Origin of the sequence: Candidatus Njordibacter sp. Uisw_056, from assembly GCF_047730085.1 — a bacterium.
GTDB lineage: Bacteria > Pseudomonadota > Gammaproteobacteria > Pseudomonadales > Balneatricaceae > Njordibacter.
The window spans coordinates 2,029,394-2,043,951 of record NZ_CP159830.1; the positions used below are offsets into that span (position 1 = coordinate 2,029,394).

Annotated in this window: 20 protein-coding genes; 11 read left to right on the forward strand and 9 right to left on the reverse strand. The window is 43.2% G+C overall.

Annotated elements, in window-relative coordinates; genetic code table 11:
* Positions 1-3 precede the first annotated feature (3 nt).
* The 5 genes from hpaH (at position 4) to ABXT60_RS09745 (ending at position 5,711) form a co-directional block, all read left to right on the forward strand.
* Positions 4-807: a 2-oxo-hept-4-ene-1,7-dioate hydratase gene (gene hpaH / locus ABXT60_RS09725; RefSeq protein WP_443629953.1), complete on the forward strand. Its 804-nt coding sequence runs from the start codon at positions 4-6 to the stop codon at positions 805-807.
* A 37-nt stretch (positions 808-844) separates the two neighbouring features.
* Entirely contained in the window at positions 845-1,690 is an 846-nt protein-coding gene (locus tag ABXT60_RS09730) for an aldolase/citrate lyase family protein (protein WP_443629954.1), read from the forward strand.
* Between the two features lie 42 nt (positions 1,691-1,732).
* Positions 1,733-3,112: an adenosylhomocysteinase gene (ahcY, locus tag ABXT60_RS09735; RefSeq protein WP_443629955.1), complete on the forward strand. Its 1,380-nt coding sequence runs from the start codon at positions 1,733-1,735 to the stop codon at positions 3,110-3,112.
* Positions 3,113-3,703: 591 nt separating this feature from the next.
* Positions 3,704-4,993 (forward strand): O-antigen ligase family protein, encoded by a 1,290-nt coding sequence (locus ABXT60_RS09740; RefSeq protein WP_443629957.1) that lies wholly within the window; start codon positions 3,704-3,706, stop codon positions 4,991-4,993.
* A gap of 388 nt (positions 4,994-5,381) precedes the next feature.
* Positions 5,382-5,711 (forward strand): winged helix-turn-helix domain-containing protein, encoded by a 330-nt coding sequence (locus ABXT60_RS09745; protein ID WP_443629958.1) that lies wholly within the window; start codon positions 5,382-5,384, stop codon positions 5,709-5,711.
* Positions 5,712-5,893: 182 nt separating this feature from the next.
* On the opposite strand, the gene ABXT60_RS09750 is transcribed toward ABXT60_RS09745, so the two are convergent.
* Together ABXT60_RS09750 and ABXT60_RS09755 are read right to left on the reverse strand one after the other, a co-directional pair.
* Positions 5,894-6,271 carry a type II toxin-antitoxin system death-on-curing family toxin gene (locus ABXT60_RS09750; RefSeq protein WP_443629959.1) on the reverse strand — a complete coding sequence of 126 codons (378 nt, stop codon included), beginning with the start codon at positions 6,269-6,271 and terminating at the stop codon, positions 5,894-5,896.
* The gene (locus ABXT60_RS09755; protein WP_443629960.1) at positions 6,268-6,504 is read right to left on the reverse strand and encodes a hypothetical protein; all 237 of its coding nucleotides are present in this window, start codon (positions 6,502-6,504) and stop codon (positions 6,268-6,270) included. Before ABXT60_RS09755 ends, ABXT60_RS09750 begins: the two co-directional genes overlap by 4 nt.
* Positions 6,505-6,876: 372 nt before the next feature.
* On the opposite strand from ABXT60_RS09755, the gene ABXT60_RS09760 reads away from it, so the two are divergent.
* Both ABXT60_RS09760 and ABXT60_RS09765 read left to right on the forward strand, forming a co-directional pair.
* Positions 6,877-7,158, forward strand: a complete 282-nt coding sequence (locus ABXT60_RS09760) for a type II toxin-antitoxin system RelE/ParE family toxin (protein WP_443629961.1) — start codon at positions 6,877-6,879, stop codon at positions 7,156-7,158.
* Between the two features lie 9 nt (positions 7,159-7,167).
* A complete protein-coding gene (locus tag ABXT60_RS09765; RefSeq protein ID WP_443629962.1) occupies positions 7,168-7,464 on the forward strand; it encodes a HigA family addiction module antitoxin in 297 nt (98 codons plus the stop codon).
* A gap of 65 nt (positions 7,465-7,529) precedes the next feature.
* Here ABXT60_RS09765 and ABXT60_RS09770 read toward each other — a convergent pair whose 3' ends face one another.
* A complete protein-coding gene (locus ABXT60_RS09770; RefSeq protein WP_443629963.1) occupies positions 7,530-7,790 on the reverse strand; it encodes a Txe/YoeB family addiction module toxin in 261 nt (86 codons plus the stop codon).
* Positions 7,790-8,032, reverse strand: coding sequence for a type II toxin-antitoxin system Phd/YefM family antitoxin (locus ABXT60_RS09775; RefSeq protein WP_443629964.1), 243 nt, complete (start codon positions 8,030-8,032; stop codon positions 7,790-7,792). Before ABXT60_RS09775 ends, ABXT60_RS09770 begins: the two co-directional genes overlap by 1 nt.
* Before the next feature lie 320 nt (positions 8,033-8,352).
* Here ABXT60_RS09775 and ABXT60_RS09780 point away from each other — a divergent pair, with 320 nt between their 5' ends.
* Positions 8,353-8,931: a hypothetical protein gene (locus ABXT60_RS09780; RefSeq protein WP_443629965.1), complete on the forward strand. Its 579-nt coding sequence runs from the start codon at positions 8,353-8,355 to the stop codon at positions 8,929-8,931.
* Positions 8,932-8,959: 28 nt separating this feature from the next.
* Entirely contained in the window at positions 8,960-9,223 is a 264-nt protein-coding gene (locus ABXT60_RS09785) for a hypothetical protein (RefSeq protein ID WP_443629966.1), read from the forward strand.
* Here the strand turns inward: ABXT60_RS09785 and ABXT60_RS09790 are convergent.
* Entirely contained in the window at positions 9,207-9,452 is a 246-nt protein-coding gene (locus tag ABXT60_RS09790; protein ID WP_443629967.1) for a hypothetical protein, read from the reverse strand. The two genes, ABXT60_RS09785 and ABXT60_RS09790, sit on opposite strands and share 17 nt — an antisense overlap.
* A 60-nt stretch (positions 9,453-9,512) precedes the next feature.
* Here ABXT60_RS09790 and ABXT60_RS09795 point away from each other — a divergent pair, with 60 nt between their 5' ends.
* Both ABXT60_RS09795 and ABXT60_RS09800 read left to right on the forward strand, forming a co-directional pair.
* The gene (locus tag ABXT60_RS09795) at positions 9,513-9,851 is read left to right on the forward strand and encodes a site-specific integrase (RefSeq protein WP_443629968.1); all 339 of its coding nucleotides are present in this window, start codon (positions 9,513-9,515) and stop codon (positions 9,849-9,851) included.
* A complete protein-coding gene (locus ABXT60_RS09800) occupies positions 9,814-10,359 on the forward strand; it encodes a tyrosine-type recombinase/integrase (RefSeq protein WP_443632092.1) in 546 nt (181 codons plus the stop codon). The genes ABXT60_RS09795 and ABXT60_RS09800 overlap by 38 nt, the downstream gene beginning before the upstream one ends.
* Positions 10,360-10,385: 26 nt before the next feature.
* Here ABXT60_RS09800 and ABXT60_RS09805 read toward each other — a convergent pair whose 3' ends face one another.
* The 4 genes from ABXT60_RS09805 to ABXT60_RS09820 form a co-directional block, all read right to left on the reverse strand.
* Positions 10,386-11,063: a sugar transferase gene (locus tag ABXT60_RS09805; RefSeq protein ID WP_443629969.1), complete on the reverse strand. Its 678-nt coding sequence runs from the start codon at positions 11,061-11,063 to the stop codon at positions 10,386-10,388.
* 2 nt (positions 11,064-11,065) lie between these two features.
* Positions 11,066-12,253, reverse strand: coding sequence for a UDP-N-acetylglucosamine 4,6-dehydratase (locus tag ABXT60_RS09810; protein WP_443629970.1), 1,188 nt, complete (start codon positions 12,251-12,253; stop codon positions 11,066-11,068).
* A 74-nt stretch (positions 12,254-12,327) separates the two neighbouring features.
* Complete coding sequence (locus tag ABXT60_RS09815; RefSeq protein ID WP_443629971.1) at positions 12,328-13,263, reverse strand: NAD-dependent epimerase/dehydratase family protein; 936 nt, start codon at positions 13,261-13,263, stop codon at positions 12,328-12,330.
* Positions 13,264-14,043 (reverse strand): glycosyltransferase family 2 protein, encoded by a 780-nt coding sequence (locus tag ABXT60_RS09820; protein ID WP_443629972.1) that lies wholly within the window; start codon positions 14,041-14,043, stop codon positions 13,264-13,266.
* Between the last annotated feature and the right edge of the window lie 515 nt (positions 14,044-14,558).

The following is a 14,558-nucleotide window of genomic DNA, read 5'->3' on the forward strand; positions in this document are numbered from 1 at the left end:
ATTATGCCACTTAGCCCACAACAGATCTCAGAAACTGCCCAGCGCCTAGACGCTGCAGAGCAAGCCCGCCAACAAACGGGGTTAATCTCTCTGGCCTACCCTAACATGACTATGGACGACGCCTATGCCATTCAAGCTGGCTGGGTAGCACACAAGCTAAACCGCGGACGACGTATTGTGGGCCATAAAATTGGCCTTACATCCAAGGCCATGCAAGCCGCTTTAAACATCGCTATTCCAGATTCTGGTATCTTGTTTGATGACATGTTGTTTAAAAGTGGCTGTGATATCCCTCAGCAGCGATTTATTCAGCCTAGGGTAGAGGCAGAAATCGCCTTTGTGATGAAGCATGACCTTTGTGGTGAGGAAATAAGCGTAGCACAAGTGATAGAGGCCACAGATTACCTTGTGCCATCTTTAGAAATTTTGGACACGCGCATTCACAGAATATGCCCCAAAACGGGCTTAGCACGCAATGTGTTTGACACTATTTCTGACAATGCAGCCAATGCAGGAGTAGTGTTAGGCACCCAGCACACAGACCCAAGCCAAATAGACATGCGTTGGATTGGTGCCATTATAAGTGCCAACGGCCAAGTGGAAGAAACAGGGTTAGGCGCTGGCGTACTGAATCAACCTGCCTTAGGCATTGCCTGGTTAGCCAAGCGCTTATATCAATATGGTGATAGCATAAAGGCGGGTGAAATCGTTCTATCTGGCTCCTTTATTAGGCCCGTGGAAACCCAAAAAGGCACTTTAATTGAAGCCGACTTTGGCGACTTTGGCGAAGTAAGCTGCCGCTTTTAATGTGTCATCTATTTAACTGGCTTTAGAAGGAATACCTATGCCTGCACCCATTAATACGTTTAAGCAAAAGCTTCTTTTAGGCCAGCAACAAATTGGCTTTTGGCTTGCAATGGGCAGCCCTAACGCTGCGCAAATTGCGGGTGGTGCAGGGTTTGACTGGCTGGTTATAGATGCCGAACACGGCCCCAACGACATCACCTCCTTGGTAAGCCAAATGCACGCCTTACAGGGGTCTGCCGCTAATATTATTATTCGCCCACCCGTAGGCGAAACCTGGATGATTAAACAACTATTAGACATAGGCTGCCAAACTATATTGGTGCCCATGGTAGACACTGCTGAGCAAGCAAAACAGCTGGTACAAGCGATGAACTACCCCCCAAAAGGCATTCGCGGCGTAGGCGCTGCTTTAGCACGCGCGTCTCACCATAACCGCATTCCCGATTACCTACAAACAGCCAATAACCAAGTGTGCCTGATCGTGCAAATTGAAGCCCAAAGAGGGTTAGATAACCTTGCAGACATACTTAGCGTAGATGGCATTGATGGCGTGTTTATTGGCCCAGCAGATCTAGCCGCCGACATGGGCTATTTGGGCCAGCCAGCAGCTGAACCTGTACAAGAGGCTATATGTGCTGCCATTAACCAAATAGTAGCGGCAGGTAAAGCGGCAGGCATCCTCATGGCTGTGCCAGAACTTGTACAGCACTACCTTACCCTGGGCGCCACCTTTGTGGCTGTTGGCACCGACGTGACCAGCTTTGCTACAGCCACTGATACCCTAGCTGCGCAGTACATTAGCGGGAGTGGCGTAAATGAAAGTAAAGAAGACGCTAAAAAGAAAAATAACCCTGCTTTGCGATCGGCAGGAGATGTTTACTAGCGTATAATATGGCCTGATTCTTAACCTATGGACGCTTTACCAATGACTGACTTCACCGATTACAAGGTTGCCGATATCTCTTTAGCCCCATTTGGCCGTATGGAAATTGACATCGCAGAAACCGAAATGCCTGCCCTAATGGCATTACGCACTAAATACGCCGCACAAAAACCACTAGCCAATGCTAAGGTCATGGGCTGTATCCACATGACCATTCAAACCGCTGTGCTGATTGAAACATTAGTGGATTTGGGTGCTGAAGTGCGCTGGTCTTCTTGCAATATCTTCTCTACTCAAGACCACGCAGCAGCGGCTATTGCTGCTGCAGGAATCCCTGTATTTGCCTGGAAAGGCGAAACGGAAGAAGAGGCCGAATGGTGTATTGAGCAAACCATTGTGCAAGACGGCAAAGACTGGGGCGCTAATATGATCCTAGACGACGGGGGTGATTTAACCACCATGCTGCACCACCAATTCCCAGAAATCTTGGCCAACTGCCATGGTATTTCTGAAGAAACCACCACTGGCGTTCACCGTTTACAAGAAATGTTAGAAGCCGGCACCCTTAAAGTGCCCGCTATCAACGTTAACGACGCAGTCACCAAGAGTAAAAACGACAACAAATATGGCTGTCGCCACTCTTTAAATGATTCCATCAAACGTGCTACAGACCATCTGTTAGCAGGTAAAAAAGCCCTTGTAGTGGGTTATGGCGACGTAGGCAAAGGTTCAGCAGCATCTTTACGTCAAGAAGGTATGATCGTTAAAATTACCGAAATTGATCCCATTTGTGCCATGCAGGCATGTATGGATGGCTTTGAAGTGGTGTCGCCTTATTTAGATGGTGTGAACACTGGCGACATCAGCTGCATTAATACCACTTTAATGGGCACCACAGACATCATTGTGACTACCACTGGCAACACCAACGTGTGTGATGCCAACATGCTTAAGACCATTAAAAACGGTGCTGTAGTCTGTAACATTGGTCACTTCGACAACGAAATCGATACCGCTTTTATGCGTGAGCACTGGAAGTTTGAAGAAGTGAAGCCTCAAGTACACAAAGTTTACCGTGCCGCTGATCACAACAAAGCTGATTTTGTTTTGCTTTTAGCTGAAGGCCGCTTAGTTAACCTAGGTAATGCCACAGGTCACCCATCACGTATCATGGATGGTTCTTTCGCCAACCAAGTGTTAGCGCAAATGCACCTATGGGACGCCAAGTTTGCGGACTTAAGCGAGGCCGACAAGAAAGCCAACTTATGGCTAAGAATATTGCCAAAAAAGCTAGACGAAGAAGTAGCAGCAGACATGGTGGCAGGGTTTGGTGGTGTAATGACCAAGCTAACCACGACTCAAGCGGGCTACATTAACGTACCCTTTGATGGCCCGTTTAAGCCAGAGAGCTATAAGTACTAAACTACTCGAGGCGGCCCTGCCGCCTCGTTTCTTGCTAACACTTAAACACCTACACCTCCTTATTGCATTTTTCTAGCGCTGTTACCCCCCCATCTTTGCAAGCCCAAAGAGGCTGTGAAATGTCTTATTTTTGCAAACCCCTAAATTCATACTACACTTTAAATAACTCATCAGGCTTCACTCCTAGTGAGTTATACCACTGCAAACGGGTTGCAATTGAAAGACAAGGAAGCCAAGACAACGTCTGCTTTTAGGCATTAGCCTAGTCTTCTTCATCTTCCAATGACAACACCGTTTCGTATTATTCCGCATGGATGCGGTCATAAACTACGGGGCATGGACGTCCCGTCCAAAAAGCAGTGTTTGCCAACATGGACGTAGGCGCAAAGTGCGGGGCAAGGAGGCCCCGCCACCTTAGCGCCAGCAGGCACAGCTGCCGCTGGCAGCCAGCCTTTATTTACTTCATGCCATTACTACCCAACAATGAGTGCATACCAAAGATCAACTGTTCAAGGTGATAAAATTATCCACTAAAAAAGCTAAAGAAGTGTTATAATTCATAGCGAAAAGGCCTACTCAAAGAACATTACATTGAACGATTTACACCATCCTCAAAACGCTCTTGATTTACATCAGTGGCGTAGCAAAATTGATTCTGTATTAGGCACACTAGTCACCGCTTTAATACTATATGTCCCCTTTAGTATTGGTGCACTTAACCCAACTGCAGAAGTTGCTGCAGCTTTGGCCGCCTTAATATCAATAATTCTCATATTATCTAATATCCATAAATACACTCAGGCTATACCCAAACCTATCAAAATCACCATGGCATTATTTGTCATTTACTTTGCTATAGGCGCAGCCAGCTACTTCATATTCCCACCTGCTAAAAATAGCTTAAGCAACATTGGCACAAGCCTTCACTTTGCTCTTTTCACCGCTATTATTATGGTAATGCTAAAACATCCACCTAAGCTAACCTGGGTGTGGTTATGTATTATAGGTGGCGCCATACTTAGCGGCTTGCACACAATTTATTATGGTTCTCGTGGCGCTGTAAACCCTATTTTATTTGGTGGTATTTCAGTATTTCTAGCCTTTGCTTCATTAATAAGCTGGAGCCACTTTAAGAGTCATAAAATCCTTCGAATACTGCCTATCCTAGCGTTTATTTTAGGCCTACTAGCATCTTTTAACTCATTGGCTCGGGGTAGTTGGCTAGCCATCCCACCACTCGCTATGGCGCTTATGTATTATATCTACATTCATTTAGATAATAAAAAGCGACTCATCATTCCACTAACTGCCCTAAGCATAGTGCTGGCAGGCACTTCATTTGTGGGCTGGGGTAAAATAGAGCCTAGGGTGAATTTAGCAGTGAAAGAATTTCAAAAATACTTTGCAGGGGAGAGTTATCAAACGTCTGTGGGGTATCGTTTGGAAACGTACAAAGGTGCACTGCTTGTGCTAAAAGAGAACCCAATGTACGGGGTGGGAGTGGGACATAGGGCTGAAGCTTTTGCCAACTTAAAGACTAGAGGCCTATTGAGGGATTTATCTATGATACTCAACGCCCACAATCAAATATTTGAAGATGGTATACACAAAGGTTTGATCGGTATAGCAAGCTATCTGGCGTTGATGTTTTATTTGCTAAGACACTTCTACAAACAGTTGCACAACAGTCCAATTGATGCTGTGGGGCTAATGCTTATAGTAGGGTTTGGAACGTTTGGGTTAACTAACATCACGTTTACACATGGCACCTTTAACACATTTTTTATTGCCATGGTTGCTATTGCACTGCTATCCAACACCACTACCAGTGGTTTAACTCTAGACAATAGACTGGCAGAAAGCCCGGATCATAATGCCTGATAAGGGTAGTTATCGTGTTTTAAGAGATGTTACAGGGGAAGGAATAGTGGTTAAACCCTGCACGTCAGTGAGTGCGGTATCCTCTAAAAGGTGCCTAACTTCATCTAAATGAAAACAACCTTGGTGCTGCATTTAAGTCTTCAAACGGCTTTTTTGGGTCGGCTGGAGTGTATTTTAGCGTCATAAATAAACTCTCAAAATGCAGATTTTCGTGACTTACCGCACCTCTGCCTAGTTCTGTTCGAACTGCCAATTTTCACTTAAACTGAGATTTTATCAGGGACCGGACGCCCGAGAATGATCAGCTTATTATGAAAATAATATCATTTGTCATAAACTATAATTTGGTCTATATTAACTATAATTTAGTCTATTAAGGAACTCAGTCATGTTACAAGCCATCGTCGGCAATGCCAGTGCTGAAAAAGTGTTGCTGTTCATGGCTGCCCGTCAATCAGGGTATGCCCGTGAAATCGCTCAAACATTTGATACCGATGTCACCCCGGTAAAAAACCAACTTGAACGAATGGAGCGTGACGGCATGCTTGTGTTTGAGCGTGTTGGCCGCACAAAAGTGTACCAATTTAACCCTCAATTTGCCTTCGTAAACGAAGTTAAAGCCTTAGGTAAAAAAGCCCTGTCATTTTTGCCACAAGACTTACAGCGAGAATTACTCCTCAACCGAAGGCGCCCGCGGCGTTCTGGTAAGCCATTGTAATGAACGTATCCAATTTAACTCGCATTGAACTGGCGGGACTCATCGGCCAAACCCTCGGCAATTGATGCTCGTGTGTTGTTAGCCAAACCGCCACCTCAGTCAACCGATGATTAATTGAGCCTAAGACCGTAAACATCAATGGGTTCAGGGATGTTAGATTGCATCCAATTATGACCCAATATTTACACATTCACTCGCCGAAGCCATTGAGCAAGATCAGCCTCATCAAGCTTGGATTGCGACAGTAACACTATTTTTTGTCCCACCGCCTCTACATCCCAAGTCACGTTAATACCATTTAAATCTAGAATAAGATCCATCACCTGAAATGCCGTTCGTTTATTTCCGTCATTAAAGCAATGAGCCTGAGAAATAGCCGCTGCGTAGGACGCTGCCAGCGAATAAATGTCATCTATGAGGCCATAGTTGAGCCGGTTGTCTACTCTTGACAACGCACCTTCAAGTGACTTTTCACCAGCCATGCCTTGATGCTCATTGAGCTCTAACACCTCATCATGAATCGCAATAATGTGATCAACCGATAGGAGCAAAAAGCTCATTTGTCTTTCAGGTAATCCAGCACCGGCTGGGTGATGGCCTTACGGGATTTAAGACTGTGTCTTATTTCTTCAATCGATGCCGTGCGGTGTTGCTCGTTGGAGATCGCCTCAGCGGGTACAAAATAACCGACGAGGGCTGAGTTTTTTAAGACTGCCACAGGCTCCCCGCCTGATTTTTCTAGAACCTTGTGAGGCTCTCGCATCTCGGTCATAGATGCAATATTTCGGGTCAATAGAGTCGCCATAGAAAATCTCTGCTTAAGCAATAGGTCTTTAAATATACATTAAAATGTATATTTTATCCACTATAAACGCTCCGCCTATAGCAATTGATACAAGCACTTATCAGTGACTCGATCATCTGTATTAAACTCTGTCAGCGCATGTCCTTATTTTACGCAACTAATGATTTCTACCACGCACAATCAACTGCTGTGTTTTTTATCCATTAATAGACAAGTAACCCACTGACTAACCGACCTATAGACGCTAGCATAACCATCAAATGGACTCGATCTAACCGCTTTGTCACCATGTATGCTTTCTTAGTCAGACATTGGTAACGGTTTCTACTTGCAATATATCGCTTATCGATATACTCTACAATGATGATTAAAAGCTTTAGTTGTCGTGATACAGAAAAACTGGCTAACAACTACCGTGTCAGACGCTTTATGGCGTTTGAGCGCATTGCTCAACGCAAATTGATGCAACTAAAGGCCGCTGAGACCTTAGATATGCTTCGTACGCCACCCGGAAATCGGCTGGAGGCGCTGAAAAGCGATAGGAAGGGCCAGTACAGCATTCGGATTAACGGACAATGGCGGCTTTGTTTTGGATTTAAAAATGGTCATGCTTATGACGTTGAAATTGTGGACTACCACTAGGAAATTAATATGACACGACTAAATCCTATACATCCGGGCGAAATTTTAAAGCATGAGTTTATGGAACCTTTCGGTTTATCTAGCAATCGACTTGCTAAACACATCGGTGTTACGCCAGCACGTATCAATGAAATTGTACGGGCACGCCGGGGAATTACTGCAGAAACAGCGCTAAGGTTGGCGCAATATTTTAACACTGACGCGCAAAGCTGGATGAACCTACAACACCATTATGAGCTAGAGGTGGCTGAGCAAGCCATAGGAGAAGAGGTAGCACGTATTCAGCCGATCGCTGCGGCCGTTTAAATACACGATAAACTTATGTCTCGTTACTTCAGTATTATAATTATGCTAGCCACTCAAATAAAGGACTACTCGTAATGAGTCCACAGCCGCAATATCTTGACAGCCTTTTCCGCCTCTAAAACCTGATAGACAAGCCGATGCTGAATATTAATTCTTCTTAAATAAGCACCGCTCAAGTCACCCACCAGCTTTTCGAAAGGCGGCGGAGTTTGCCATGGATCAGACTGAAGAATAGTTAGCAATTGCTGCGCTTTAGTTTTTAATCCGGACGATGCTAGTTTTCGTGCATCCTTTTGGGCCTGCTTGGTGTAATACAGCGTCCACATTACCAATTTAATTCAGTTGAAGCGCTGTCAATACTCTCCTGCATACCCTCTACAATTGATTCGCGCATCCCTGGCACCGATAAAAGATGCAGGGTTTCGTTGATCGCATTCCAATCATCTTCAGCTAAAAGAACCGCATTACCGCGCTTGCCCGTTATAACCACCGGCTCATGGCTGGCTGTCGTAGCATCGATCAGTTTATACAGGTTGGCTCTAGCCTCAGTAACATTCAGTGACATCATAATTAAATCCTCTTAAACAAAACGTACGCTAAACTGTACGTTAAGTCAAGTTCACCTGAGTTATCCTCCACCAAAAGCTGATAAACCCATTTATCGCACCTTTAAATAAGGCTTAAAATCAATAAATTACACATTTCGTTTCGCAAAAACAGCTATCATTTGATAAATAACGAATAAAACGTAATAATGATACTATCAACAATGGGGTTACACAGCACCATCTAATAGCAGGTATTTTCTAGGCTCCTAAATGCTCCTTGGTCGCAGAAAGTGGTATGTTACACTGCATGCACACACAGACTGATTGGATCAATAGCCCCATGCCCAAGAAGCCCACCGCCTCCAAAATCAACACCCCTAAGAACGCCCTCACCCATGGACTAACCAGCCAGAGCATCACCTCGTCAACAGACCAAAAAACCTACCAACAGATGTATGACGAACTCACCAGCGAATACGGTCCACAGACCGTAACAGAACGCATGCTAATCGAACGAGTCGCCATCCAGTATGTCCGCTGGCAGCGTGCCATCAAGGAAGAGAGCGCCGAAATAGAGATAGCCGGCCTCACCGAACTCGACGACTTATCAGTACGCACCACCTTTAACCTTACCCAGGAACAGGCCCAGCATTACGCCTTCTCCAGTCTTCGAGGAGAATTCCATAACGATGAACAATTAAAAGAAAAAATCACGCTTCTTCAAGCATTAAGCGAGGAATTGTTTCGCCTTTTGGAGCGCGGCGAACATAGCGCCATCCCAGACGATTTAGTAGATTATCCGATGCTGTTCGTCACTTTTGAACTCCTCACCGTCAAGTATAGATGCAGCAAAGCTGAACTACTCGACGGTCGGTACGAGTTAGGCAGCCTTCTTAGGGCAGTGCAATCGGAGCTTTAAATCAGAAGATTTATATCTGGGCAGTTCCATGGGTAGCAAGCTGTCCCATAGTGATTTCTTAAACACGCTCAGCGAAGAGGTACTAAAGCAGCTCGTCACAATCGACCTATACCCCAAAGCAGAAAAGCTATTTAAGCTGGCCGAACAAGTGAGCACTTCACGATCCACCAACATAGATAAAATAACCCGCTACATGACCACCATAGACCGGCAGTTTTCAAAAGCTCTGGGCGAACTACGCGTGGTGATAGAAGACCGAAGACGAAGAGAAGCCCTTATACCAAAGGGTTAAGGTGCAGCACCACACCTGGGTTGACTAGAGGATCGCCAGTAAATTGAATACCAGCCTCTTCCAGGGCATTTCGTATCGCCATTAAATTTCTAGTATTAGCAACAGGCACTCCAGCCTGGACCTCATAGCGCTTAATTGAAGCACTACCCACGCCACTGCGGCCAGCAAGCTCGATTGCACTCCAACCCAACATGGCGCGTGCAGCTTTTATTTGACTAGAAGATACCATTGACTATACTTTGTGATTCTATTAGAATCATTCCTTGAGTTTAGAGATGGTAATAATAACATGATAGACAATATCTTAGCCAAATTTGATGGCGCCTTTGCCAAAAATACCATCAGAGCCTATAGATCGGACTTTATTCAATACCAGACCTGGTGCTCACACAATAAAATGCACTCAATACCGGCAACTGCCGATACCATGGCGCAGTATGTTGACTACCTTGCCACCATAAGAAAAAGCGCAACCATCCGCCGCAGAATAAATAGCTTGGGTACGATACTAAAACTCTCCAAACACTACGACCCCACCAACCAACCAGAGGTTATATTGGCCATAAAACGTATGCACCGAAAAATTGGGCGTGCACAGCAGCAGGCCACTACTCAACCAGCTACTTAGCAACTGCGATAACAGCGCCAGAGGTTTAAGAAATGAAGCCCTTCTCAGACTCGGCTACGAAACGATGCGACGCCGGTCAGAACTCTGTGCCTTTAAGTTTGAGGACATCTGCCAAGCACCGAGTGGCAAACCTGCTATAAGGCTGAATTTCTCAAAAACGGATCAATTTGGGGCTGGAAAGGTTCTTCCCATCAGCCAAGAACTCTTCGGCTTATTAGAAAAATGGAAGCGTATCGTTAGCGATGAAGGCTATATTCTAAGATCGATCAGTAGGCATGGGTATATCGGTAAGAATCTAAACCCTGCAAGTATAAGCACCATATTAAAAGCACTGCAAAAGGACCTAAAGATTGATTCCGATGAACAACCGCTCAGCGGCCATTCATTTAGAGTGGGGGCAGCACTTGATCTATTAGAAGATGGTGAGCCGCTTGAAAGGATAATGCTCAAAGGGGGTTGGCAGACAGATTCGACTGCCATGTCATATCTTAGAAATTGGATCGTATGAGTGGGGCAACAAGAGCACCACAGCAGTTAGTCAGTAAAATTCAGTGCTTGTTTCAACTCGGTCGGCGGCTCTGGCAAATCCTTAAAAACCCTCCACGCTATTTTTGTGCTTGGAATCAGAACCGTCCAAGCAGTAACAAAAATCGCCACAAAATAAATATACAGGCTCTTATTCGAGACAAACCACTCCTCAAGCGCTCCCTTATACGGAGCTATAACATTCGCATAGAAGTCAACGGAGGCTGTTGCACCGTGCATTATCTCTTCCTCACCACGAAATATAATAGAACCTACCCCAGAGAGGCCTGGCCGAACTTGCGTTATAAGACGCTGAGTACTCACCAAATAAGCTCCAAACGTTTGAGTAGTAAGCGGCCTTGGGCCAATAACACTCATATCACCAAAAAAGATATTCAATAGCTGCGGCAACTCATTTATTTTGGTTTTACGCAAAAATTTTCCTGCTGGGAGCACTCTAGGGTCACCTCTCATGGTAACCGTGCCAGTGCCAATGTTAGGGCTATTCTTTAGCATAGTCGCGAACTTAAATAACTTGAATTTCTCACCGCTCTTACCGATGCGTTCCTGTAAAAAGAATACCTCACCCTCGCCAGTGAGTCTTAGCGTTATGACTATAGGCACCAACAGAGGAGAAAGTAGCAATAACGCTATCCCGGAAAATAGAATATCAAAAAAACGATCCATTCTTACATCCTCTGATCTAGGTATTTACCGGTCTCTTTATGAGCAAACTCAGGTAAGAGGCCAAAATACAGTTTAACAATATCATCTTTGGCCCAAGTACCTTTTTCCCTTAGAGCTTCAATTCCGTCCATAAACTCGTCTAACTTAGACTCCTCAAAATCAGGCTGATTTTTAATAATCCCAACTGTCTCAAAAAATTCCATATCTAAATCTTCGTTATCGGTAAAAAACTCTTCAAAGTCTTTTTCACCTGTAGTATCGCTTTTAAAGAAGTAACATGGCCATTGCTTATTGGCGATTAACTCCTCTGTCCTGTCGCGAGCCTCATCCTCTGACTCGCATTCATAAGGTTCATACCCATGCTCTCTCAAAAAGCGGACCGCAATCTCAGAGAAAGTAATAAGATGTAATTTTTCACTTAATTTAGGAAAGAAAATGTCTCTATTTTGTCCAAGTAAACCAGACAGCAAACACAACTCTCCCGATTCTTGAGGCGTTACAAAATAACGACGCACATCATTTGGTGCGGAAAAAGGCTGGCGCTTTGCAAATCGCTGATTAAAACCATGGAGTAACGAGCCGTCCGAGAATGCCACATTTGCAAAGCGTGCCATTGAAATATTTTGAGTCAAACTCTCCCGCATTAGAAACATTTCCATAATGCGCTTGCTTGCACCCATCATATTGACAGGATTAGCCGCTTTATCCGTTGAAACGCAAAAATACTTTTTAGCGCCCATTTCTCTCGCTAATCGCAAAGTCTTAACTGTATTAAATACATTGACCATAACCATACGCATAAGAGTATATGGATCTTTTTCACTTCTAACATGTTTTAGGGCTGACAAATTAAAAACGTAATCATAGGGTCCTTCGTTCTGCATAAGAGTTTCACACTCAATGCCACCACAATCAATCGCGAACGTCTTGAAATCGCCTGCACCATAGCCTTCGGTGCTCCGAATATCTCTCACTAACTCAACCATATTGTTTTCGCTGATATCGACAACATGAAGCGATTTAGGACCACGCTTAAAAATCTCTTTAGTTACCGCCTGACCTATAGTCCCAGCGCCACCTATGACTAAGAACCTAGAGATAGAAACAATATCAGTCAAAGAATCATCATGAGTACGCATATCTTCGTCAAATAATAATGTTTTTCTTCCAATTAAAGATAAATAATTCATAGTCAATCCGGGAGCAGCATATTGGTAAAGTGGGGTTAGTTAAAATTTTGGAAGCTTAAACGCAAAAAAGTTTTCTATCTACCATTATTTAATTCTTTCAACACAGATATATCAGGATCCCAATTAATTTTTCGTCTAGCGTAACTGCTATCAATCACCAAATCATCGAGCAAACTTTCCTTCAGGTTATTTAACCTAAAGAACAGCAAAATAGAAACAAGTAGATTCCGTGAAAATGGAATACTAAATACTCGTTTATGCCGAGATAAACCAATTGCGCTAATTAACTGTGCCGTTGAGATAACTTCTGCGTCTGACACAAGAAAAATTTCACTTTTTTCCAAACCAACTAACTTTAGATCAATTACTTTGCAAATAAAGTTACACAGGTTAGTGATGCCAATGAAGCTTCTTTTATTATCTAAAGCGGATAACGGGAAAGGTATGCAAAATCTAACAAGTTTAACCAATTTACTGAAATTTCCAGGAGCATTACTTCCGTAGATTAATGGAGGTCTAATTATTACGATCTCCATCGGAGATGACTTTGCAAGCTCAATCAACCCCAACTCAGCATCATACTTTGACTGCGCATAATCATTGTGTGGTGCAGGAATCGAATGCCTAGTAAATGGATCGGTTATGCTACTCACTTTACCATTTACACCTATGGAACTAAGAAAGATAAAGCGCTTGACGCCTTGATCAGACGCTGTCTTGGCAAGAAGTAACGTGGCTTTATGATTTATCATATCATAAGACGCCGTGGGCGCACTGCGGTTATGTGCCACTCCAGCTAGATGCACTAACACATCAATATTTTTTAGGTCGATACGGATTTTTTTTGCTAGATCAAGTTTGACTGTATCATAGTTCAAATCGGACCCGCTGATATCTCTAAGCCCCACCTTTACATGTACCCCCGCAGCGACTCTGTCCATGGTCGCAAGAAGTGCCGACCCAACAAACCCGCTAGCACCAGTAACAAATATTGTGGATTTTCGGCTCATTTAATGACTCCCAAAGCGCCTAAACCAAAGCGCTTTTATCAATTCACTAAATTTATTAACAATTTTTTGGTAAGTGTAGGATAAGTAAGAAAATTCACTAAACGACCTTTTCAATGAATGTGTAATTTCTGCGTTTTGTTTAATAATGTTTGAAATACTACTGCTAGTAGCGCCACCAGCTCTCATCCTAACGATAACGGAATTTAAATGATCTGACCTTAGACTTTCGCATAGTATAGCTCTTTTCATGAAATCAAAATCTGAAGCGAGCGAATATCTATTATCAAAACATTTAAGTAATACTAGGGCATTTCGTGTTATGTAAAATGACGGATGAGGTGGTATAAAACCTTTTTTAAGATCATTGGGACATAATGGCCAAGATATCCATACTCTTAAAACCTTTCGTATGTCAGACGGATAAACATAGTTCAGATTTCCCCACAACACATCAGAATTGGATAATTTAAATGCATTTACAAGCTTTTCAATAACAAATTCATTATCAAATAGATCATCCGAATTCAAAAAGCCAATAACCTCACCTGAAGCTATACGGAGACCTTTATTCATTGCATCATAGATTCCTTTGTCCGCTTCAGAAATAAAAACTGTATTTCTTTTTGAGCGGGCTTTAATGATGCTAGTAGTATTGTCAGCAGAATTACCGTCAATAAATATATGCTCAATATTCTTATATGATTGAACGTTGACACTATCTATACAGTCATTGATATATTTTTGGCTATTGAAGCAAACTGTAATGACCGAAACTTTCACTTGGAATCCTTAGAAATGACTAAAAATAAACAGAAGTCGAATCACATAAAAGCAGTTTATCAATCTGCTCAATGATAAAAGCGAAATCTAAAATCAATTGACCCGTACTTTCCGTTCTTAAAGTGGTTATTTCAGCTGATGACATAAACTATGGCCACTCTATTCTCAGCTTTTATTAATTCTAGGCGTTGAAATAATTTTTACACATTTAGTAGGAAACTCTAATCCAAGTCTTTTAGCACTTACATTTTTAGATGTTAGCTCTTCTCCAGCTTGTATTTTCTCTAAAATTTAGAGCGTATCTACGCCGCCGGATTGCTCTCGCTGTAAAGTTAACAGCACGCCATGCTTGCCTAATCTTTTACGAACGGTCTTCCCAACCAATTCCACTAAACCAGCCTTCCAAATTCTCATGACGTACCAAAACATACCTAATATCAAAGAAGAATATCAGCTTAGCGATCCTTTAGAGTATGCCTAAGATAATATCAATGTCCCGCATAAACAGATATGCA

Excerpts from the sequence above, each read along its gene's own strand:
- hpaH (WP_443629953.1), top strand. The coding sequence starts at position 4 with ATGCCACTTAGCCCACAACAGATCTCAGAAACTGCCCAGCGCCTAGAC.
- ABXT60_RS09730 (WP_443629954.1), top strand. The coding sequence starts at position 845 with ATGCCTGCACCCATTAATACGTTTAAGCAAAAGCTTCTTTTAGGCCAG.
- ahcY (WP_443629955.1), top strand. The coding sequence starts at position 1,733 with ATGACTGACTTCACCGATTACAAGGTTGCCGATATCTCTTTAGCCCCA.
- ABXT60_RS09745 (WP_443629958.1), top strand. The coding sequence starts at position 5,382 with ATGTTACAAGCCATCGTCGGCAATGCCAGTGCTGAAAAAGTGTTGCTG.
- ABXT60_RS09750 (WP_443629959.1), bottom strand. The coding sequence starts at position 6,271 with ATGAGCTTTTTGCTCCTATCGGTTGATCACATTATTGCGATTCATGAT.
- ABXT60_RS09760 (WP_443629961.1), top strand. The coding sequence starts at position 6,877 with ATGATGATTAAAAGCTTTAGTTGTCGTGATACAGAAAAACTGGCTAAC.
- ABXT60_RS09765 (WP_443629962.1), top strand. The coding sequence starts at position 7,168 with ATGACACGACTAAATCCTATACATCCGGGCGAAATTTTAAAGCATGAG.
- ABXT60_RS09770 (WP_443629963.1), bottom strand. The coding sequence starts at position 7,790 with ATGTGGACGCTGTATTACACCAAGCAGGCCCAAAAGGATGCACGAAAA.
- ABXT60_RS09775 (WP_443629964.1), bottom strand. The coding sequence starts at position 8,032 with ATGATGTCACTGAATGTTACTGAGGCTAGAGCCAACCTGTATAAACTG.
- ABXT60_RS09780 (WP_443629965.1), top strand. The coding sequence starts at position 8,353 with ATGCCCAAGAAGCCCACCGCCTCCAAAATCAACACCCCTAAGAACGCC.
- ABXT60_RS09785 (WP_443629966.1), top strand. The coding sequence starts at position 8,960 with ATGGGTAGCAAGCTGTCCCATAGTGATTTCTTAAACACGCTCAGCGAA.
- ABXT60_RS09790 (WP_443629967.1), bottom strand. The coding sequence starts at position 9,452 with ATGGTATCTTCTAGTCAAATAAAAGCTGCACGCGCCATGTTGGGTTGG.
- ABXT60_RS09795 (WP_443629968.1), top strand. The coding sequence starts at position 9,513 with ATGATAGACAATATCTTAGCCAAATTTGATGGCGCCTTTGCCAAAAAT.
- ABXT60_RS09805 (WP_443629969.1), bottom strand. The coding sequence starts at position 11,063 with ATGGATCGTTTTTTTGATATTCTATTTTCCGGGATAGCGTTATTGCTA.
- ABXT60_RS09810 (WP_443629970.1), bottom strand. The coding sequence starts at position 12,253 with ATGAATTATTTATCTTTAATTGGAAGAAAAACATTATTATTTGACGAA.
- ABXT60_RS09815 (WP_443629971.1), bottom strand. The coding sequence starts at position 13,263 with ATGAGCCGAAAATCCACAATATTTGTTACTGGTGCTAGCGGGTTTGTT.